The following is a 19453-nucleotide window of genomic DNA, read 5'->3' on the forward strand; positions in this document are numbered from 1 at the left end:
AGCCCCCAACCGTAGGGGCTGGGGGCTTCGTACCGGATGTGCGTCAGTGGACGCGGCACCTGATGTGCGTCAGTGGACGCGGCACCTGATGTGCGTCAGTGGACGCGGGGAATCCCCGTCTCCGACACGCCCTGGAAGTCCTCCCCGAGAGCAACGGGATGGCCGTCATGCTCGGACAGGTGCTCCGTGGCGTGTTCGACATCGGCGACCGTGGGCTTGTCGACTGTGCCGTCGTAGTAGAACCGGCGGGCCCAGGCGCGGGCTCTGGCGGCGCGGCTGCCGGGGGCGGCCACACCATTCTCGTCGACCTCGACAGGAGCTTCCAGCACGGGCAGTCGATCGTGCGTGGTGAGCGTGAACTGGTCGCCCACCGGCAGGGGAGCGTGACGCTCGGAGTAGCTTCCATCCGGCGAGCGCTCCAGGACTCCAGTCTCGTAGCCGTGCAGGATCGAGTTCGCGTCGGCACGCTGCAGACCGATGCAGATGCGCTTGGTCACGATGAACGCCAGTACCGGAAGCACGATGACCCCGACCTGGACGAATCGCGTGATCCAGTAGATGTCCAGGTTGAACTGGGTGGCGATGATGTCGTTGCCGCCGCCGATCCAGAACACGCCGTACATCGTCATGCCGGCCACGCCGAAGGCGGTGCGGACGGGGGCGTTGCGCGGACGCTCCAGCAGGTGGTGCTCGCGCTGGTCGCCAGTGATCCACCGCTCGACGAACGGCCATGCGCCGAGGGCGCCGAACATCAGGCCCATGAGGAGCACGCCGGGGATGAAGACGTTCCAGCTCCAGGTGTAGTTGAAGAACGTGCTCTCCCAGGCCGGCATGACGCGCACAGCACCCTCCACGAAGCCCATGTACCAGTCAGGCTGGGAGCCCGCGGTCACCTCGCTGGGGTTGTACGGCCCATAGATCCACACCGGGTTGATCGACAAGAAGGCACCCATCAAGGCGGTGAATCCGAAGACGACGAAGAAGAATCCGCCGGCCTTGGCCGCGTACACCGGGAGCATGGGGTAGCCCACGACATTCTCTTCGGTGCGTCCAGGCCCAGGCCACTGCGTGTGCTTGTGGAAGACCAGCAGCAGCATGTGTGCGCCGATCAAGCCGAGCAGCAGAGCCGGGATGAGCAAGATGTGCGCCATGTACAGGCGGGGAATGATCTCGTTGCCCGGGAACTCGCCGCCGAAGATGAAGAACTCCAGATAGGAACCGACGATCGGAATCGACCGGATCAGTCCGTCCACGAACCGCAGCCCCGTCCCGGACAGCAGATCATCGGGGAGCGAGTAACCAGCGAACCCCTCCACCAGGCCGAGGGTCAGCAGACCAAGACCGATCAGCCAGTTGAGCTCGCGGGGCTTGCGGTACGCGCCGGTGAAGAACACGCGCAGCATGTGCACGATCATCGCGGCGACGAACAGGGCCGCGGACCAGTGGTGGATCTGACGGATCAGCAGACCGCCACGGATGTCGAAGGAGATCTTCAGGGTGGACTCGAAGGCCTGCGACATCTCCAGACCGCGCAGCGGCGTGTAGGAGCCCGCGTACTCGACCTCGGCCATGCTCGGCTGGTACCAGAACGTCAGGAACACGCCCGTGACCAGCAAGACGACAAAGCTCCAGAGGGCGATCTCACCGAGCATGAAGGACCAGTGCTCTGGGAAGACCTTGCGCAGGTTCTTCTTCGCGAGACCGGCCAGACCCAGGCGTTCGTCAAGCCAGCCGACGGGGCCGGCGGCCTTCTTGCCCAGCGGGGAGTTCTCGACGGGCACGTACTCAGGTGTCGTTGTCATGAGGACCTATCCAACTTCTTCTGGTCTCGCGCGAGCTCGGGATAGCTCGGGGCGACGATCTCGGTGAAGTCGCTCACCGCGATCAGATATCCCTCGCTGTCGAGCGCGAGTGGAAGCTGTGGCAACGGGCGGTATGCCGGGCCGAAGATGACCTTGCCGTTGTCGGCCAGGTCGAAGGTGGACTGGTGGCACGGGCACAGCAGGTGGTGTGTCTGCTGCTCCCACAGGCTGATGGGGCAACCGACGTGCGTGCAGATCTTGGAGTAGCACAAGATGCCGTCGATGCCCCAGTTCTCGCGGCCGGGGGCGGCGCGCACGGCCTCGGGTCGCATGCGCACCACGATGACGGCGGCCTTGGCCTTGGCGGCCAGCAGCTCCGCGCCGTGAAAGAGGTGCTCACCGTCCTCGTCATCCTCGAAGAAGATGGCCGGCTCGGCGTTGACGAGCTGACCGACCTGCAGGTCCGACGGCTTGAGAGGACGGCCGGACACGTCGTTGACGACGCGCATGCCCTTCTTCCAGACAGTCGTGCGCTGGCCGAATGGCAGCGGGCCGAGGTCGCGCATCAGGAACAGGGCGGGCAGGCCCAGCGCACCGAGCGCGGTGAGCAGGCTGTTGCGAATCATGGGACGCCGGGCGATGCCAGACTCCTCGAGCCCAGCATTGATGTCGGCCATGACCTCGGCGCGATCTTCGTCAGAAGATCGGGCGGGGTGACGCATCTCGACGATCTCGTGGTCGGCCATCAACTTCTTGGCCCACTGGATGATGCCCACGCCGATCAGCAGCATGGCGGTGCCAAGGGTGAAGCCGAAGCCGAAGTTCTGGGCTGACCAGCCGAGGAAGGTCTGTTCGGCGTCGACCGTCACGTAGATGACGCAGAAGGCCACGAACAGGCCAGCGGCGATCAGGAACATGGCCGAGATCTGACGTTCGGTGCGCTTGGCCTGTGCCTCGTCCACGTCCTGGGGACGGTAGAGGTGCTCGGGAATCCCCGGGTCGCCGACGGGCTCGCGGACCACGGGGTCAGCGGCTTGGTCGCGGGGCTCGATGGCGTCGTTCATCGCTTCTTCACCCGTGCTCCGTGTGCGCCGATCCAGATCGCGAACCCGGCGAGGCCGCCGATGCCGATGATCCAGGTGAACATGCCGTCGACGACCGGGCCGAGGCTTCCGCCGCCGATACCGCCGTAGCCGGGGTCGCTGTTGAGCTTCTTGACGTAGGCGATGACATTGCGCTTGTCCTCAGGGGTGATGACCTCGTCGGAGAAGACCGGCATCTGCTGCGGGCCGGTGATCATGGCCTCGGCCAGGTGAACGGGGGTGACGTCGCGGATGTCAGGGGCGTACTTGCCGCCCGGCATCGCTCCGCCTGCGCCCACCGAGTTGTGGCACGCGGTGCAGTTGGTGCGGAAGATCTCGCCGCCCTCGCGAATGTCGGCAATCGATGCCTTGTCGATGTCGGTGTACTCATCGCCGGGGATCGCGGGTCCGGGCGCCAGCGAGGCGACGAAAGCCGCGAGCTGACGTACTTCCTCGGGGTTGTACTCGACTTCCTTCTTGGGAGCCTGCGGCGCGGTCTGGGCCATGGGCATGCGGCCGGTGCCGACCTGGAAGTCGACGGCGGCAGCGCCCACGCCGACCAGCGACGGTCCGTAGACGTTGCCACGGGTGGTGGGAATGCCTTCAGCATTCACGCCGTGGCAGCTGGCGCAGCCGATGACGAACAGCTGACGTCCGGCCTCGACATCACGCGACGTGATCGCCTCAGCGGTGGCCGGCTTGGGAGCGAATGCGGCATAGAGACCGCCTGCCACGACGAGTCCGGTCAGTAGAACCACAAGTCCGGCAAGTGGATGCCGACGCCTGGTCGAGAGTTTCCGCACCAGATCCTCATTCCTGATTGGTACCCAGAAGGTGCTTCCAGAGTACCGGGGCGAATGCCATCGTGTAGTGGTTAGGTGGCCCTTACTCGCTCGCTCCGGCGAGCGTCACTGGATCAGGTAGATCGTGGCGAACAGGCCGACCCAGACGATGTCGACGAAGTGCCAGTAGTAGGAGACGACGATCGCGCTGATCGCCTGCTCGTGCGTGAACTTGCGAGCAGCGAAGGTTCGCCCGATGACGAGCAGGAACGCAATGAGGCCGCCGACGACGTGCAGACCGTGAAATCCGGTGGCGAGGTAGAACAGGCTGCCGTACGCGGAGCTGGACATCGTGACGTTCTCGCGGACCAGCTCGGCGTACTCCAGCGCCTGTCCACCGACGAAGATCGCGCCCATGATGTAGGTGAGGATGAACCACTCGCGCATGCCCCACTGCGTGAACTGCAGGAGCTTTCCGGTGCGTCCGGCCTTGCCGCGCTCCGCGGCGAAGACGCCGTACTGGCAGGTGACCGATGACAACACCAGGATCGTGGTGTTGGCGAACGCGAACGGCACATTCAGCCGGTCGGTCTCCAAGGCCCACAGGTCCGGCGAGATGTTCCGGATCGTGAAGTACGCGGCGAAGAGGCCGGCAAAGAACATCAGCTCGCTCGACAGCCACACGATCGTGCCGACGGTGACCATCGACGGTCGGCCCTCGGAGCCGTGCAATCGGGACGCGGGAATCGTAGAAGTAGTCGCCACGCGTTCATTATGTACGATCGGTCCGTGACCGCCCACCAGCCCCTGCGTGTTCTGCTCTACAGCGACGATCGTGACGTTCGTGCGACTGTCATTGCAGCCCTGGGAACGCACCCGCATCCAGACCTGCCTGCCTTCGAGTTCGTCGAGTGCGCCACCGAGCCGGTGGTGTGGCAGCACCTCGACGCGACGCGCCCCGGCGAGCGCATCGATCTGGCCATCTTGGATGGCGAAGCCGTCCCCGCCGGCGGCATGGGCATAGCGCGTCAGATGAAGGACGAGATCTTCCAGGCTCCGCCGGCGCTGGTCCTCACCGGCCGCCCCCAAGACGCGTGGCTCGCCACGTGGTCGCGCGCCGAGGCTGCGCTTTCGCATCCGATCGAGCCGATTCGCCTCGCCGAGGTCGTCATCGGCCTCGCGCGCGGCGTGTTGCAGTCCGCCTGATCGGGCCTCGTGACTCACACCTGGCCCGACGTCCTGACCGCGCTGGTCCATCGCCAGGATCTCGATACCCCGACCACGCAGTGGGCGATGGACGCGATCCTCGCTGGCGAAGCGACGTCCGCACAGATCGCGGCGTTCGCGGTTGCGCTGCGCGCCAAAGGAGAGACCAAGGCCGAGCTCCAGGGGCTCGTTGACGCGATGCTCGGCCGAGCCCATCGACTCACCGTCGATGGGCGGGTCGTCGACGTCGTCGGCACCGGCGGCGATCGCGCCAAGACCGTCAACATCTCCTCGATGGCAGCTGTGGTCACGGCCGGAGCCGGCATCGGCGTCGTCAAGCACGGCAATCGTGCGGCATCGAGCGCCAGTGGCACGGCCGACGTCTTCGAGGTGCTGGGCATCGCGCTGGACGTGCCAGCCGACCGCGTGCTGGACGTCTACCGCCAAGCCGGGATCACCTTCTGCTTTGCGCCTCTGTTTCACGGTTCCATGCGGCACGCGGGCCCGACCCGAGGCGAGCTGGCGATTCCGACCTTCTTCAACTTCCTCGGTCCACTGACCAACCCCGCCCAGCCAGCCGCATCGGCCATCGGCTGCTTCGACGCCACGATGGCGCCATTGATGGCCGGTGTCCTGGCCGACCGCGGGGCCGACGCGTTCGTGTTCCGAGGCGACGATGGGCTGGATGAGTTGACCACCACCACGACGTCGCGGGTCTGGGTCGTGTCAGGCGGATCGGTCAGCGAGGAGTCGCTGGATCCGCGGGACCTCGGTCTGACGTTGAGCACGACTGAGGATCTGCGCGGCGGTGCCCCCGTGTTCAACGCTCACGTGTTTCGGCGGCTCGTCGAGGGCGAGATCTCGCCGGTTCGTGATGCTGTGCTGCTCAACGCCGGTGCAGCCATAGCGGCTCATGCCGGGGGAGAGCACGATCTCGTCGCCCGGATCGCTGCCGGCATCGAGCGTGCCACCGAGTCGATCGACTCCGGAGCCGCCGCCACCACGTTGCGCCGGTGGGCCGAAGCCACCCAGGTTTTCCGCAACTGACCACATCGTGCAGGCGTCAGATGCCGATGCTGAAGGCGTCCTCGAGGTCGTGGCGGCTGTAGGCGCGGTAGGCGATCTGGGTCTGGGTGGACAGGACGCCATCGACCCTGTTGATCTGGTCGGCCACGACGGCGGCCACGTCGTCGATCTCGCTGACCCGCACCATGGCGACGAGGTCGAGGTCGCCGGTCACCGAGTAGACCTCGCTGACGCCGTCGATGTCGGCAATCTTGGCGGCGGTGTCGGACAACAGGGCGACTTCGGCCTGGATGAAGACGATCGCTGTGATCATGGCCTCACCTTAGTGGCCTCGTTCAGCCGCGGTGCGACGGCAGCAGATCACGGCGTGCCGCCTCCGCGGCCGAGAACGGTGCGAGGTGTCGGGCGCTGCCGGCCAGCGATGACTGCCAGACTCCCCGAACCACACGCAACCCGGGTGTCGCCAGCCACCGCAGAAGCAGCTCGGTCTCCTCGTGCGTGGCCGCTGGAACGGGGCCGAAGCCGGGATCGACGGTCTCGGCAGTCGCCAGCAGGGCGTCGACCCACCCCGCGGGGTGAATGCCGTGGGGCATGACTCCGGCTGCGGCGAGACGACCATGACGGAAGGCATGGATCTCCCATCCGTCCGGGTGCGGCGCTGCCGCGACGAGCTCGGGGACCGCAGTGAGCTCGCGGAGCCGCTGGGTGCGCGCGGCGGCGCGAAGGAAGGCGGCCAGACGGTCGCGCCAACGAGCGGCATCCTCGAAGCGCTCGGTCTGGACCAGATCGAGCATCCGGGTTCCGATCGCGTCGACGAGGTGGCCGGGGTCGCCGGTGAGGACCTGACGGACTCGGTTGACTTCGGCTCCGTACACCTCGGCATCGACCGAACCGTCGCACGGGGACAGGCAGTGGCCCATCTCGGCCAGCGCGCACGCGGTGCCGCGCGGGCGCCGAGCCAGCCGCGGCGTGCACTGGCGGATGCGAAAGGTGTCGTGCAGAGCCGCGAGGGCAGCTTCGGCCCCGCTGCGACCACGGAACGGCCCGATGTAGTCGGCGTGGTCGTCGAGCACGTGCCGCACGATGGACAGACGAGGCCAGGGCTCGCGGGTGAGCTTGATCCAGCTGACGCGTTCGGGGAACTTCGAGCGCCGATTGTAGGGCGGTCGGTGCCGGCCGATCAGGCGAAGTTCGCGCACCTGCGCCTCCAGCGCGGTCGCGCACACCACGGCTTCGACCCGCTGGGCCAGCGCGATCATCTCACCCATGCGCGTGCGGGTCTCTGAACGCGTGAAGTAGGACCGCACGCGGCTACGGAGGCGACGTGACGTGCCGACGTACAGCACCTGGTCGCGGCGATCGCGGAACAGGTAGACGCCCGGTCGATCAGGCACGTGATCGGCGAGGTGTCGCTTGCGGCGTTGTTCAGGAGTCACCTTGGCGGTGAACGTGGACACTTCCTCGACCGTGGTGACCCCGAGGGATCCGAGCCGCTCGAACAGTCCATGCAGCACGTCGACCGTGGCCCGGGCATCGGACAGGGCTCGGTGATTGGGGGTGGTGGTGGCATTGAACCGAGCGGCCAAGGTGGCCAGCTTGACGTTGGGAACTTCGTCGCGGGTGAGGGCCTGGCGCGCGATCACCGCGGTGTCGAGGACGTCGAAGCCGGGCCACTCCATCTGCAGGTCGCGGGCCGCGTGCTTGAGGAAGCCGACGTCGAACGGGGCGTTGTGTGCCACGAGCACAGCGCCTCGAGCAAACTCCAGAAAGCTCGGCAGGACGGCGGCGATGCGCGGCGCCTCGACCACCATCTGATGGGTGATTCCGGTCAGCACCGTGATGAAGGCCGGGATGATCTGGTCAGGGTTGACCAGCGACTGAAACTCGCCGATCACCTGACCCCCGCGAACCCTGACGGCTCCGATCTCGGTGATGCGCGAGCCGCGGGCTGGTGAACCCCCCGTGGTTTCGAGGTCGACGACGCAGAATGTGGTGTCGTGCAGGGCGCGCCCCAGGTCGTCAAAGCCCATCTGGTCGAATCGCATCTGGTCCGATGGCGCCACGAACTCGTTCACGTGGCTGACCGTAGACACGAGGTCGGACAGTCCGACGAACTGCGAGCGGTGGGGCGGTGTGTCTGAAGTGATGAAATTTCTGTCAGTGGGGCTCTCTAGCGTCAAGAACACCAGCACGTCTTGAGAGTCAATGGTGAAAGAAGGTGCGCACGATGTTCGATTCCACTGAGGGTGATTCCGTCCACGTCGATTGCGACAGCTGCATCGTTCGCGGACCGTCAGCCTGCGGTGACTGCCTCGTCACGGTGCTGCTCGGCGCCCCGCCCGCCGGAGTCGACATCGACTCCGAAGAGCAGGTCGCGCTCGATGTGCTGGCCCGCGCTGGGGTGGTTCCTCCGCTGCGGCTCGTCAGGGCGGTCGCCCCGGACCCCGGCACGCTGGCTGGCTGAGGCCAACACACCTGCCGGAAGTTGCCCGGTCATCCGGGCCCCCGTACAGTGGCGGGCGTGCGTCCGACGCTCGTTGCCCTCCAGGCGACGACGGTCGCACCGTCGAATCGTCGCAGCGGTGGGGAAGACACCTGAGGCGAACCGGGGAACCACGTGTGTGGGGTGAAGCGCGTGCACGCATGCGTAGGGCAGACCTTGGCCCGAACCCGTCAGCTCACCCGGTAGACGTCGAGGACCGAGGAGCAACTGCGTGCATCTGACGCGATCCACGACTGGCTGGAGCATGTCCACCGTCGTTCGAAGGGCCGTCCCGGCCATCGTCATCGCCTTGGGAGCAGCGTTCATCTCGCTACCCGGCGCCCACGCCGAACCGACCGTCACGGTCAAGGACGTCGAGGCCGCCTTCCATGAGGCCGAGGCCATGAATGAGCAGGTCAACCAGCTCGGCGAGGACATCTCGAAGACCTCGAAGCAGATCGCCGACCTCACGGCCGAGATCGCCGCGCAGACGGTGGTCTATGACCAGCAGCGCGAAGCCCTCAGCGCCACGATCGTGCAGCAGCAGATGGACTCTCCCCTGGGCACCACCGCAAGCCTGCTCGGCAGCGGTGACCCCGAAGCCTTCATCGACGGACTCGGCGCCGTGCAGGCGCTGAACGCCTCCCGCACCGATGCGCTCGACTCCTTCGAACAGGTGAGCGCGCAGCTGGAGAACCGCAAGACCCAGCTCGACGACCGTCGCGCTTCGTTGAAGGCCGACAAGTCGGACGCTGCCAAGAAGCAGAAGAAGGTCAAGGCGAAGTACGACGAGGCCAAGGCCGAGCTGGCCCGACTGACGGCCGCCGAACGGGCTGCCTTCAACTCCAGCGACATCACGGTGGACTTCGACATTCCTGCCGGCGGCCGCGCCAAGACTGCCATCGACTTCGCCCTGGCCCAGCTGGGCGATCCCTACGTCTACGGCGGAACCGGCCCCAACGGCTGGGACTGCTCGGGTCTGGTGCAGAAATCGTGGGCTGCGGCCGGGGTCTCCCTGCCGCGCGTCGTCGGCCCGCAGATGTCGGCCGCTCGCCGCATCCCGATGAGCCAGCTGCAGCCTGGTGACCTGGTCGCCTACGGCGACATGTCGCACAACGGCATCTACCTGGGTGATGGTCGCGTGGTGCACGCTCCGCGCCCCGGCAAGCGCGTGGAGATCACGGGTCTTGGCGGCTACTCCGTAGCCGGCCGCGTTGGCTGACGACCTTGGGCCCGGCCGCCCCAGACGGCGGGTGTCGCCCAATGTGGTGGCCGTGCTGGTGCTCGCGGCCCTGGGCGCCGGGCTGCTGGTGTGGCAGCAGCCGTGGGCTGACGGGGGAGCTGCGACGTCGGCGGTGCCGGCTGACGCTGCTGCCGCGCTGACGACCCAGTTCGCCGATCTGTCGGCGGCACGCACCGAGAGTGATTTCGTTCGAGCAGCCGGCGCCGGACCGGCCGCGGCAGCCTTCGGGGCGGCGACATGGCAGGCGCGCCGTGACATGGGTGCAGACCAGGTCTCGTTCCGATATCTCTCCGGCGGTGACTCTGCGGAGTTCGCCAACGGAGACACTCGAGCGAAGGTCGAGATCCGCTGGACCCAGTCCAACGGCGGGGACGGCAGGGGCAACGTCCAGGTGCGCATGCGTCCGCAGGACGACGGCACCTTCGACATCGTGTCTGCGAGCCGGGGATCAGGTCCGCTCCCGGTGTGGTTGGCCGGCGCCGTCGTGATCGAGGGAACCGATGACATCCAGGTCGTGCGCATCGACGGGGGCGACGTCGATGTCGATGTCGAGTCCTTGGCGGCCACCGCACGGCGCGAGGTGGCGGCTCTGGTGCCCACGATGACCTCCAGCACCTTGACCATCGTGTCGGCACCATCGGCTGACGTGGCCGGCGCGCTGCTGGGACAGACGACCGACGTGGTCAGCCAGATCGCGGCGGTTTCGACCGGTTTCGACATGCGCAACGGCGACCTGGCCGGGCCGGTCGTGGTGCTGAACCCGGGCGTCTTCGACGCCATGGACGCACGTGCGACTCAAGTGGTCATGACCCACGAGGCCACGCACGTCCTGACCGGCGCCATCGGGTTGCGGGCAGATACGTGGGTCATCGAGGGTTTCGCTGATTATGTCGCCCTGCGCGATGACGACGCGCCGCTGTCTGTCAGCGCAGGTCAAATTCTCACTCAGGTGCGGGCGGACGGCCCGCCAAAGTCCTTGCCGACGGCCGCTGCCTTCGACGAGGCCGCCTACGGGCTCGGTGCGGTGTACGAGGCGGCCTGGATGGTGTTCCGCATGCTCGGCGAGGACTTCGACACCCCCCAGGTCGTGGCGTTCTACCGCTCGGTGCTGGACGGCGATCCTGTCGAGGATGCCAGTCAGTCAGCCTTCGGGCTGTCAGTGCGCCAGATCACCAGCCGGTGGCAGGACTACCTGACGAAGAGTGCCTCGACGGTGTCGTGAAGGTCGCGCAGCACCGCGTTGCGCTTGACCTTGAATGACGGCGTCAGGTAGCCGTTCTCCTCGGTCCAGTCCTCCGAGAGGATGACGAACTTGCGGATCGACTCAGCCTGCGACACCTGGCTGTTGGCGTCATCGACGGCCTGCTGGACCTGTTCGTGCAGCTCGGGATCCTTCAGATCGCCGGTCCACACCTCGGGGTCGATCGTGACGAGCGCGGCCACGAACGGTTTGCCGTCACCGACCACCAGGCACTGACTGACGGCAGGGTGAGCCCTCACGCGGTCCTCGAGCACGGCTGGCGCGACGTTCTTGCCACCCGCGGTGACGATGATCTCCTTCTTGCGTCCTGTGATGCGGACGAAGCCGTCGGCGTCGACCTCACCGATGTCGCCGGTGGAGAACCAGCCGTCGGGGTCGAGAGCTGCTTCGGTCGCCGCGTCGTTGTTCCAGTACCCCTGGAAGATCTGGGGTCCGCGAAACTGCAGCTCACCGTCGGAGGCGGTACGCACCTCGGTGAGCGGGAACGGCTGCCCGACGGTGCCGACCCGCTGAGCGTCCGGCGTGTTGGCGCACAGGGCGGCCGTGGTCTCGGTGAGGCCGTAGCCCTCAAGCACCGTCACGCCGATGCCGCGGTAGAAGTGCGCGAGTCGATCGCCCAGCGGCGCGCCGCCGGAGATGGCCCACTCGGCGCGTCCACCGAGCGCTTGACGCAGGGTGCCGAACACGAGGCGGTCGAACAGGGCGTGACGAGCCTTGAGCATCAAGCCGGGCCCGCCGGTGTCGAGAGCCTTGCTGTATGCGATCGCGGCGGCGGCCGCCTGGTCGAAGATCTTGCCCTTGCCGTCGGCCCAGGCCTTGCTGCTGGCGGTGTTGAAGACCTTCTCGAACACGCGGGGGACCGCGAGCACGAAGCTCGGCTGGAACTCCCCGAGGTGGGCCACCAAGTCCTTGACGTCAGCGGTGTGCCCGAGTCGCGCCCCGCTGCGGATGGCGCCCACCTGAATGATGCGGGCGAACACGTGAGCCAGAGGAAGGAACAGCAGCGTGGACGCATCGGAGCGACCAAACAGCTCGGGAAGCCGCTCGAGGGCACCACCGAGCTCAGCGCGGAAGTTGGCGTGGGTGAGGCGGCAGCCCTTGGGCCGACCGGTCGTGCCAGAGGTGTAGATCAGGGTCGCGAGATTCTGCGACGTCAGGGTGGAGCGACGTTTCTCGACGTCGCCGGCGCTGACCGTCGCGCCCGCAGCGGTCAACGCTTCCATGCCGTCGCTGTCCAGCGCCCATATGTGCTGCACGTCAGGTGCACCGGACCGGGCCGCTTCGACTCGACCGCGGTGCTCGTCGGTCTCCACGATGACCGCGACGGCGCCTGAGTCGGCGAGGATCCACTCGATCTGCGCGGTTGACGACGTCTCGTAGATCGGGACCGTGACGGCACCGATCCACCAGATGGCATAGTCGATGACGGTCCATTCGTACCGCGTCTTCGACAGCAGAGCGACCCGCTCGCCAGTGGTGACACCGGCGACCATGAGGCCCGCCGCGACCGCGAGAACCTCGGCATGGAACTGGCCAAGTGTCACGTCGAGCCACTTGCCGTCGACGCGCCGACTGAGCGCCACGTCATCGCGATGATCGGGGAGGCGGTCGAGAATGTCGAGGGTCAGATCGCCGGGATCGGGGAACCGAGGCTGGATCACGTACCGCAGGTTACCCTCACCGCTGACGGCGCGAGGAGAGGCCGCGTCGTCGGGGTCCCGTCACGCACTAGCATGGTCCGCGAGGGACTCTCCGCAACGTCCCACGAGGAGGGGTGATGGCGCGCACTGCCAGCGACATCGTCATTGACGCGTCGGCGGCCGAGATCATGGCGGTCATCGCGGACTTCGAGTCCTATCCCCATTGGGCCACGGGCGTTCGGGTGGCGGATGTGGTCTCCGGCGGGTCGGATCGTCCTGATCGGGTGCACTTCGTGCTCGACGCAGCGCCGATCCGCGATGAGTACGACTTGTCCTACATCTGGGACGGGGATGCGTCGGTGTCGTGGAGCCTGGCCGAGTCGGGCTCGATGTTGACATCGATGGACGGTGCCTACCTGCTGGATCGGATGGGCGACGACACGACTCGGGTCACGTACCAGCTGTCGGTCGACGTGTCCGTCCCCTTGCTGGGGATGTTGAAGCGCAAGGCCGAGAAGGTCATCATTGACACTGCACTCAAGGGGTTGAAGAAGCAGGTCGAGGCACGGGCTGAGACAGCATGACCGAACCCGACGTCGGGTCGGCCGCCCAGGAAGCCATGCGCTTGTTGCGTGCGCTGGGGGAATCCTCTGCCGCGGCGCCCGCCGATGACTCCGCTGCCAGCTCCCACGCGTGCTCGACCTCCTGGTGCCCGGTCTGCCAGGTGGCGGACTTCGTGCGGGAGAACCCTGAGGTGATCGCCGGAGTGGCGGCCTCGGCCGGATCGATGCTGGTCGCCCTTCGTGATCTGATCGATGCGGCCGCGAGCTCGCCCGCACGCCCCAACTCCCAGGATCAGACGTGAACACGTCGGCCCACGCCGTCGGGGTCGACCTCGGCGGCACCAAGATCGCTGCGGGTCTGGTGGCTGTCGACGGAACCTTGCTGGCGTCGGAGTCCGAATCCACCCCGGACGACGTCGACCAGATCCCGGCGGTCGTCGGTGCACTGGTGGAGCGCCTCACGCGGGATCACTCGGCAGTGGGCGTCGGCATCGGTGCTGCAGGATTCGTCGACGCCGATCGCGCCACCGTGCGATTTGCGCCCAACATCGACTGGGCCGACGAACCGCTGGCAACCCGCATCTGCGCCTTGATCGATCTGCCCGTCGTGGTCGAGAACGACGCGAACGCGGCGGCATGGGGTGAATTCAGGTTCGGCGCTGGTGAGGACGTGGACGATCTGTTGCTGGTCACGCTGGGCACCGGGGTGGGCGGCGGTGTCATCCATCGTGGCTCGCTGTTTCGTGGCGCCTTTGGTGTCGCAGCAGAGATCGGCCACTTGCGACTCGTCCCTGACGGTGTGCTGTGCGGCTGCGGCCAGCACGGCTGCTTCGAGCAGTACGCGAGTGGCTCAGCACTGGTTCGGGAAGCGCGGGCCCGCGTCGAGGCTGGTGAAATCGCCGCCGCGGGCATCGCTGCGCTGGCTGACCGACCGGGAGGTATCAGCGGACCGGCCATCACCAAACTGGCGCACGATGGCGACGCGCTGTCGATCCGGCTTCTGGCCGATCTCGGACAGTGGGCTGGCGAGGGAATCGCCAGTTTGGCCGCGATTCTCGACCCGGCGGTCATCGCCATCGGCGGAGGGGTCGCCGCAGCCGGTGACCTGATCCTGGACACCGCCACGTCGGCCTTCGAGGACCACCTCTCCGCCCGAGCACATCGACCACAGGCTGAGCTGCGCCTGGCCACGCTCGGCAATGCTGCCGGCATCATCGGCGCGGCCGATCTCGCCCGGTCCGAGGCGTCCTGAGATGGCCGACAAGCTGTCGATCGGAATCGACATCGGTGGCACCAAGATCGCGGCCGGGGTCGTCGACGAGGACGGCCACGTGATCGACCGGGCGCGCCTGGAGACGCCGACCAGCAGTGCCGCTGACGTCCTCGATGCCATTGGTTCCTTGACGAGCGGATTCCTGAAGGATCATCACGTCCAGGCGGTCGGCATCGGCGCTGCCGGCTTCGTGGATGCGTCGCAGTCGACCGTGTTGTTCTCGCCGCACCTGGCATGGCGGCACGAGCCACTGCGCGACGCGGCCGCCCGGCGCACCGGACTCCCGGTGTTGGTCGACAACGATGCCAACTGTGCGGGCTGGGCCGAGCACCGATTCGGTGCGGCCCAGAACCAGTCTGATCTGGTTCTCATCACCCTCGGCACCGGCATCGGCGGAGCGATCGTGCTCGACGGCCAGCCGTACCGGGGGCAGTTCGGCCTGGCGGGGGAGTTCGGTCACATGCAGGTCGTCCCCAGTGGACGAGAGTGCGAGTGCGGCAACACAGGATGCTGGGAGCAGTACGCCAGCGGCAGAGTGCTGATGCGGCGAGCCATCGCCGAGGCCGACGCCGGCAGCGCGCTGGGTCAACAGCTTCTCCAGGTGGCCGGGGACCGCGATCGGATCGCCGGATGGCATGTGGCCGACGCGGCCAACGCCGGTGACGAACAATGCCGTGAGTGGATCGCGGAGGTGGGTGACTGGTTGGGGGTCGGTATCGCGAATCTGGCGGCGGCGCTCGATCCGGGAATCTTCGTGATCGGCGGCGGCGTCAGCGACGCTGGCGAGATGCTCCTCGCGCCGGCCCGTGCCGCGTTCGCCCGGACCCTCACCGGTCGGGGTTTCCGCGACGAAGCCCGCATCACTCGCGCACACCTCGGGCCGGAGGCGGGTCTGATCGGCGCGGCCGACATGGCCAGGCTGGCTGCCAAACGTCGCCGGCCAGGGCAGCCTGGCGCTCGCGCTCGCGTCCGCAAGGCGACTCGCACCGCGCCCCGTGCAACAGCTCGCGCGACCGCGAGGCCCACCAGCCGAGCGGCAGCGCGGAGACGCCGTTCGTGATGCGTTCGCCCCGCACCGTCCCCCTGCTCCCGTGCGGATCGATCGACGAGGCGGCCGAATTCTGGTCGGCGATCGGCTTCGAGGTCAGTTATCGACAGGGTCCACCGCATCCGTACCTTGCGCTGCGATCTCCCGGCGGCATCGAGCTGCACTACTTCGAGGTGCGCAACTTCTCTCCGGCGACCTCGCATGGTTCGTGCCTGGTGATCGTCACGGATCCGGTCACGGTGCTGGCCCAGTGGTCGGCGGGCCTCGACCGGCTGTACGGCACGGTCCCGGTGCAGGGAATCCCACGGCTGATGCGTCCCACCACGCAGACGAGCGCCGACGCGTTCATGGGCTTCAGCCTCGTCGACGTCGGCGGCAACCGCATCCGGGTCGTCAAGGACGCCCAGATCGACCACGTCGATGATGATCTCGCGGTCCAGCCGATCGACGTCGTGATGAATCCGTCCGTGCCGACTCCGCCTGAACCAGTGGCAGAGCCCGAACCGGAGCCCGAACCGGAGCCGGAGCCCGAACCGGAACCCGAACCGGAACCGGAACCTGAGCCTGAGCCTGAGCCGACGCTCGAACCGATGGAAGTGCTGCTGCCACGACCGTCGGCCTTTGAACGGCACGGAGTGGCTGCTGCTCCGCAGCACCGATTGTCGGCGCTGGTGTATCTCGCCGAGCTCGCCGTTCGGTTGGGTCGTCTCGACGATGCCCGAGTGCACCTGGAGGCTTCAGAGATGATCGACGCGTCCGCCCCGTCCGTCATGGCCCTGCGCGAGACGCTGCTCGAGGCCGGCGTGCGGCTGGACTAGCCACCGGTGAGGCTGCTAGATGACTGCGCCGTCGTCCGGCCCGTCGCCCGGATCGCGGTCCGGGAGCTGAGAGATCAAGTACACCGCCGAGGCGACGAACACCAGAGCCAGCGCGGCCACGATGGACCGGGGCGCGATGATGCCCACCAAGGTGCACAGCACCAGTGCTGTGGGGGACCCCACGATCCCCATCCACGCGAGGGTGATGTTGCGCGGCCACGGACGCTGCGGCCCGCGCTCGACCCGGCGGTAGAACTCCTCGTCCACGTCGGGGCTACGTGGCTCGCTGACCGGGTGGCGCGGTTGCTCCGCGGCGGGTGGCTCGGGGTCCGGCTCGACGGGACCCTTCTCGGCCAGGAATCCCAGGTCTAGATCGAGGCCTTCGACGATCCGATCGAACTCGTCGCGCTCACCCACCCGCGACACCCCGGGCGTGCGCCTCGATGAACGACGCGCTCTGCTCGAAGATCGTGGAGGCGTCGTTGTCGATCGTCGCGACGTGGTAGCTGTCCGAGAGCGGCATGTACTCGATGACGTCCGAAGAGACCCTCGCAAGAATCAGATCCTTGGTGGAGTCGTCGACCACGTGATCCTCATCGGAACGGAACAGCAGCACGGGTGCAGTGACCTTGTCCAGGTTGGCACGAACCTGCTTCCATATCTTCAGCTGCGAGGCGAGCGCCTTGAGCGGGGTCTTGTCGTAGCCGACCTCGTCCTCGCCCGGCTTCTTGATGTCGTTGCCGATGCCGGGCATCGAGGGCAGCAGATGCTGCAGGGCAGGCACGAGCTTGACGTCGAAACGACGCAGGTTGATGGCGGGGTTCACCAACACCAACGAGTCGACGTCGGCAGGGCGGTCCTGGGCGAGCTTGAGGGCCAGGCAGCCTCCCATCGACAAGCCGCCGACGGCGACGGTCTCGCAGCGTGCTCGCAGCTCGGTGAGGGCATCGTCGAGCTCGCCATACCAGTCGGTCCACCGAGTCGTGTTCATCTGCTGCCACGTGGTGCCGTGTCCGGGAAGTCGCGGCACCCGGACCGTGTGTCCCCGGCGGGCCAGGTCACGGCCCCACGGCGTCATCGACGCGGGTGAGCCCGTGAAGCCGTGGCTGAGCAACACTCCGACGGGGCCACCATCGGCTGAGAAGGGTTCGGCTCCGGGCTTGACCGCGATCTGCGAAGTGTTCATGCGTCCATGATCACCCACGCCATGGGTTCGGAGTAGTGTCGCCTCCGTGTTCTATTGGTTCTTGAAGTTCTTGGCGCTGGGTCCATTGCTCAAGCTGATCTTCAGGCCATGGGCCGAGGGGACGAGCAACGTGCCGCGCGAGGGCGCCGTCATTCTGGCCAGCAACCACCTGTCGTACGCCGACTGGCTGTTCATGCCTCTGGTGATCCCGCGTCGTGTGACGTTCGTGGCGAAGGCTGAGTACTTTGAGGGATCGGGCATCAAGGGCTGGTTGCAGAAGACCTTCTTCTCCGGCTCCGGCCAGGTGCCGATCGACCGGACCAGTGGCTCGGCTGCGGCCGGCGCCATCAAGACCCAGCTGCGACTGCTGTCAGAGGGCGAGGTCTGCGGGATCTACCCCGAGGGCACCCGTTCGCACGACGGCAGGCTGTATCGCGGCCGCACGGGCGTGGCCCGCATCGCGCTGGAGGCCGGGGTGCCGGTCATCCCGCTCGCCGTGATCAACACTGACGTCGTCGCCCCTCCGGGCAAGGTCTTTGGCAAGCTGGCGCGCCCCGGCGTGCGGTTCGGCAAGCCGCTGGACTTCAGTCGGTACGAAGGCATGGAGGGCGATCGATACATCCTGCGCGCCATCACCGACGAGATCATGTACGAAGTCATGCGACTGTCCGGCCAGGAGTACGTGGACCTGTACGCCCAGGACGCCAAGAAGCGAGAGCGCGAGGCCGAGCGTGAGGCGGCGAAGGTCGCTGCGCGGGCCGAGTCCGACGAGGTCTGGGACGAGATTCGCCCCGAGTGAACCCCGGCTGCCTGCGGCCGAGCACGCAGAAGCCCAGCACAGCATGCGTGCGTCGCACCGGAGGCACGGGGTGCATCACGTGGTGCCATGATGATGTGACGTGCGCCACGCGCAGCGATCCGCGAATCACTAGGAGCAACCCATGAAGATCGGTGTCCTCACGGGCGGAGGAGACTGCCCGGGTCTCAATGCAGTCATCCGCGGGATCGTCCGCAAGGGCGTGAAGCAGTTCGACGACGAGTTCGTTGGCTTCCGCGACGGCTGGCGGGGTCCGCTGGAGAACGAGACCATGCCGCTGGGCGTGTCCGAGGTGCGCGGCATCCTTCCGCGCGGCGGCACCATCCTCGGCTCTTCGCGCACCAATCCCTTTGCGATCGAGAACGGTGTCGAGCGAATCAAGGACAATCTGGCCAGCCACGGGTGCGACGCGCTGATCGCCATCGGCGGCGAGGACACGCTGGGCGTGGCAACCAAGCTCGCCGACCTGGGCGTCAACGTCATTGGCGTGCCCAAGACGATCGACAACGATCTGTCGGGCACCGACTTCACCTTCGGCTTCGACACGGCCGTCAACATCGCCACCGAGGCGATCGACCGGCTGCACACCACGGCGGAGTCGCACCACCGAGTGCTGGTCGTCGAAGTCATGGGCCGCCACGCAGGTTGGATCGCCCTGCACAGCGGGCTCGCCGGCGGCGCCAACATCATCCTCATCCCCGAGCGTCCCTTTGACATCGAGAAGGTCTGCGCTCAGGTCGAGAGCCGATTCGCGACGCACTACTCGCCGATCATCGTGGTGTCCGAGGGCGCCGTGCCCGCCGAGGGTGGCACCATGACGCTGGTCAGCGGTGAGAAGGACTCGTTCGGCCACGTGCGTCTGGGTGGCATCGGTGACCGGCTCGCCTCGGAGATCGAGCAGCGCACCGGCAAGGAGGCGCGCGCGGTGGTGCTGGGGCACGTGCAGCGCGGTGGATCGCCCACCGCGTTCGACCGCTGGCTGGCGACCCGCTTCGGCCTGCACGCGATTTCAGCGGTCCACGACGGCGACTTCGGCATGATGATGGCGCTGCGCGGCGCCGAGATCGTTCGCGTCCCTCTCGCAGAAGGCACTGAGAAGCTCAAGGTCGTCCGCCCCGAGCTCTACGAAGAGGCCGAAGTCCTGTTCGGCTGAGCCAGATCCCCTGCTGTCGCTGCTCCGCTCGTCGCTCGTCTGTACTCCCGAAGAGCAGGATGTGCCATGGC

At 67.1% G+C, this 19453-nt stretch carries 21 protein-coding genes and 1 riboswitch; of the genes, 12 read left to right on the forward strand and 9 right to left on the reverse strand.

The window, feature by feature from the left end; genetic code table 11:
• Positions 1–95 precede the first annotated feature (95 nt).
• The 4 genes from WB508_RS02140 to WB508_RS02155 all read right to left on the reverse strand — a co-directional run bounded on the left by WB508_RS02140 (position 96) and on the right by WB508_RS02155 (position 4371).
• Complete coding sequence (locus WB508_RS02140) at positions 96–1802, reverse strand: cytochrome b (RefSeq protein WP_423843227.1); 1707 nt, start codon at positions 1800–1802, stop codon at positions 96–98.
• Complete coding sequence (locus WB508_RS02145; protein WP_423843228.1) at positions 1799–2866, reverse strand: Rieske 2Fe-2S domain-containing protein; 1068 nt, start codon at positions 2864–2866, stop codon at positions 1799–1801. The genes WB508_RS02140 and WB508_RS02145 overlap by 4 nt, the downstream gene beginning before the upstream one ends.
• Positions 2863–3687 (reverse strand): c-type cytochrome, encoded by an 825-nt coding sequence (locus tag WB508_RS02150; RefSeq protein ID WP_423843229.1) that lies wholly within the window; start codon positions 3685–3687, stop codon positions 2863–2865. Before WB508_RS02150 ends, WB508_RS02145 begins: the two co-directional genes overlap by 4 nt.
• A gap of 105 nt (positions 3688–3792) precedes the next feature.
• Positions 3793–4371 (reverse strand): cytochrome c oxidase subunit 3, encoded by a 579-nt coding sequence (locus WB508_RS02155; RefSeq protein WP_423843258.1) that lies wholly within the window; start codon positions 4369–4371, stop codon positions 3793–3795.
• A gap of 84 nt (positions 4372–4455) precedes the next feature.
• Between WB508_RS02155 and WB508_RS02160 the strand changes: the two genes are divergently transcribed.
• Both WB508_RS02160 and trpD read left to right on the forward strand, forming a co-directional pair.
• Positions 4456–4872: a hypothetical protein gene (locus tag WB508_RS02160; RefSeq protein ID WP_423843230.1), complete on the forward strand. Its 417-nt coding sequence runs from the start codon at positions 4456–4458 to the stop codon at positions 4870–4872.
• 9 nt (positions 4873–4881) lie between these two features.
• A complete protein-coding gene (gene trpD, locus WB508_RS02165; RefSeq protein ID WP_423843231.1) occupies positions 4882–5919 on the forward strand; it encodes an anthranilate phosphoribosyltransferase in 1038 nt (345 codons plus the stop codon).
• Positions 5920–5935: 16 nt separating this feature from the next.
• On the opposite strand, the gene WB508_RS02170 is transcribed toward trpD, so the two are convergent.
• A complete protein-coding gene (locus WB508_RS02170; protein WP_423843232.1) occupies positions 5936–6211 on the reverse strand; it encodes an Lrp/AsnC family transcriptional regulator in 276 nt (91 codons plus the stop codon).
• A gap of 22 nt (positions 6212–6233) precedes the next feature.
• Positions 6234–7973: a DEDD exonuclease domain-containing protein gene (locus tag WB508_RS02175; RefSeq protein WP_423843233.1), complete on the reverse strand. Its 1740-nt coding sequence runs from the start codon at positions 7971–7973 to the stop codon at positions 6234–6236.
• A 152-nt stretch (positions 7974–8125) separates the two neighbouring features.
• Between WB508_RS02175 and WB508_RS02180 the strand changes: the two genes are divergently transcribed.
• The 3 genes from WB508_RS02180 to WB508_RS02190 all read left to right on the forward strand — a co-directional run bounded on the left by WB508_RS02180 (position 8126) and on the right by WB508_RS02190 (position 10845).
• Entirely contained in the window at positions 8126–8362 is a 237-nt protein-coding gene (locus tag WB508_RS02180; RefSeq protein ID WP_423843234.1) for a hypothetical protein, read from the forward strand.
• Positions 8363–8452: 90 nt separating this feature from the next.
• Positions 8453–8605, forward strand: a riboswitch (cyclic di-AMP (ydaO/yuaA leader).
• 7 nt (positions 8606–8612) lie between these two features.
• Entirely contained in the window at positions 8613–9602 is a 990-nt protein-coding gene (locus WB508_RS02185; RefSeq protein ID WP_423843235.1) for an NlpC/P60 family protein, read from the forward strand.
• A complete protein-coding gene (locus WB508_RS02190) occupies positions 9595–10845 on the forward strand; it encodes a hypothetical protein (protein WP_423843236.1) in 1251 nt (416 codons plus the stop codon). Before WB508_RS02185 ends, WB508_RS02190 begins: the two co-directional genes overlap by 8 nt.
• Here the strand turns inward: WB508_RS02190 and WB508_RS02195 are convergent.
• A complete protein-coding gene (locus WB508_RS02195; RefSeq protein WP_423843237.1) occupies positions 10812–12545 on the reverse strand; it encodes an AMP-dependent synthetase/ligase in 1734 nt (577 codons plus the stop codon). The genes WB508_RS02190 and WB508_RS02195 overlap by 34 nt on opposite strands.
• A 116-nt stretch (positions 12546–12661) precedes the next feature.
• Here WB508_RS02195 and WB508_RS02200 point away from each other — a divergent pair, with 116 nt between their 5' ends.
• Genes WB508_RS02200 through WB508_RS02220 form a run of 5 tightly spaced genes read left to right on the forward strand, consistent with a single transcriptional unit; the run spans position 12662 to position 16226 of the window.
• Positions 12662–13108 (forward strand): SRPBCC family protein, encoded by a 447-nt coding sequence (locus WB508_RS02200; RefSeq protein WP_423843238.1) that lies wholly within the window; start codon positions 12662–12664, stop codon positions 13106–13108.
• Entirely contained in the window at positions 13105–13389 is a 285-nt protein-coding gene (locus WB508_RS02205) for a hypothetical protein (RefSeq protein WP_423843239.1), read from the forward strand. The genes WB508_RS02200 and WB508_RS02205 overlap by 4 nt, the downstream gene beginning before the upstream one ends.
• On the forward strand, positions 13386–14339 hold the full coding sequence (locus WB508_RS02210; RefSeq protein WP_423843240.1) for an ROK family glucokinase: 954 nt from the start codon (positions 13386–13388) through the stop codon (positions 14337–14339). Before WB508_RS02205 ends, WB508_RS02210 begins: the two co-directional genes overlap by 4 nt.
• Position 14340: 1 nt before the next feature.
• Entirely contained in the window at positions 14341–15420 is a 1080-nt protein-coding gene (locus WB508_RS02215) for an ROK family glucokinase (protein WP_423843241.1), read from the forward strand.
• Positions 15417–16226 carry a hypothetical protein gene (locus WB508_RS02220; protein ID WP_423843242.1) on the forward strand — a complete coding sequence of 270 codons (810 nt, stop codon included), beginning with the start codon at positions 15417–15419 and terminating at the stop codon, positions 16224–16226. The genes WB508_RS02215 and WB508_RS02220 overlap by 4 nt, the downstream gene beginning before the upstream one ends.
• A 15-nt stretch (positions 16227–16241) precedes the next feature.
• Here WB508_RS02220 and WB508_RS02225 read toward each other — a convergent pair whose 3' ends face one another.
• Complete coding sequence (locus WB508_RS02225; protein WP_423843243.1) at positions 16242–16643, reverse strand: hypothetical protein; 402 nt, start codon at positions 16641–16643, stop codon at positions 16242–16244.
• Entirely contained in the window at positions 16636–17412 is a 777-nt protein-coding gene (locus WB508_RS02230; protein WP_423843244.1) for an alpha/beta hydrolase, read from the reverse strand. The genes WB508_RS02225 and WB508_RS02230 overlap by 8 nt, the downstream gene beginning before the upstream one ends.
• A gap of 46 nt (positions 17413–17458) precedes the next feature.
• Between WB508_RS02230 and WB508_RS02235 the strand changes: the two genes are divergently transcribed.
• Together WB508_RS02235 and WB508_RS02240 are read left to right on the forward strand one after the other, a co-directional pair.
• Complete coding sequence (locus WB508_RS02235) at positions 17459–18211, forward strand: lysophospholipid acyltransferase family protein (protein WP_423843245.1); 753 nt, start codon at positions 17459–17461, stop codon at positions 18209–18211.
• A 142-nt stretch (positions 18212–18353) separates the two neighbouring features.
• Positions 18354–19382 carry a 6-phosphofructokinase gene (locus tag WB508_RS02240; RefSeq protein ID WP_423843246.1) on the forward strand — a complete coding sequence of 343 codons (1029 nt, stop codon included), beginning with the start codon at positions 18354–18356 and terminating at the stop codon, positions 19380–19382.
• Positions 19383–19453: the final 71 nt, after the last annotated feature.

Origin of the sequence: Aeromicrobium sp. (genome assembly GCF_049586495.1) — a bacterium.
Taxonomy (GTDB): Bacteria; Actinomycetota; Actinomycetes; order Propionibacteriales; family Nocardioidaceae; genus Aeromicrobium.

Excerpts from the sequence above, each read along its gene's own strand:
- WB508_RS02145 (WP_423843228.1), bottom strand. The coding sequence starts at position 2,866 with ATGAACGACGCCATCGAGCCCCGCGACCAAGCCGCTGACCCCGTGGTC.
- WB508_RS02170 (WP_423843232.1), bottom strand. The coding sequence starts at position 6,211 with ATGATCACAGCGATCGTCTTCATCCAGGCCGAAGTCGCCCTGTTGTCC.
- WB508_RS02230 (WP_423843244.1), bottom strand. The coding sequence starts at position 17,412 with ATGAACACTTCGCAGATCGCGGTCAAGCCCGGAGCCGAACCCTTCTCA.
- WB508_RS02180 (WP_423843234.1), top strand. The coding sequence starts at position 8,126 with ATGTTCGATTCCACTGAGGGTGATTCCGTCCACGTCGATTGCGACAGC.
- WB508_RS02155 (WP_423843258.1), bottom strand. The coding sequence starts at position 4,371 with ATGGTCACCGTCGGCACGATCGTGTGGCTGTCGAGCGAGCTGATGTTC.
- WB508_RS02205 (WP_423843239.1), top strand. The coding sequence starts at position 13,105 with ATGACCGAACCCGACGTCGGGTCGGCCGCCCAGGAAGCCATGCGCTTG.
- WB508_RS02240 (WP_423843246.1), top strand. The coding sequence starts at position 18,354 with ATGAAGATCGGTGTCCTCACGGGCGGAGGAGACTGCCCGGGTCTCAAT.
- WB508_RS02215 (WP_423843241.1), top strand. The coding sequence starts at position 14,341 with ATGGCCGACAAGCTGTCGATCGGAATCGACATCGGTGGCACCAAGATC.
- WB508_RS02140 (WP_423843227.1), bottom strand. The coding sequence starts at position 1,802 with ATGACAACGACACCTGAGTACGTGCCCGTCGAGAACTCCCCGCTGGGC.
- WB508_RS02200 (WP_423843238.1), top strand. The coding sequence starts at position 12,662 with ATGGCGCGCACTGCCAGCGACATCGTCATTGACGCGTCGGCGGCCGAG.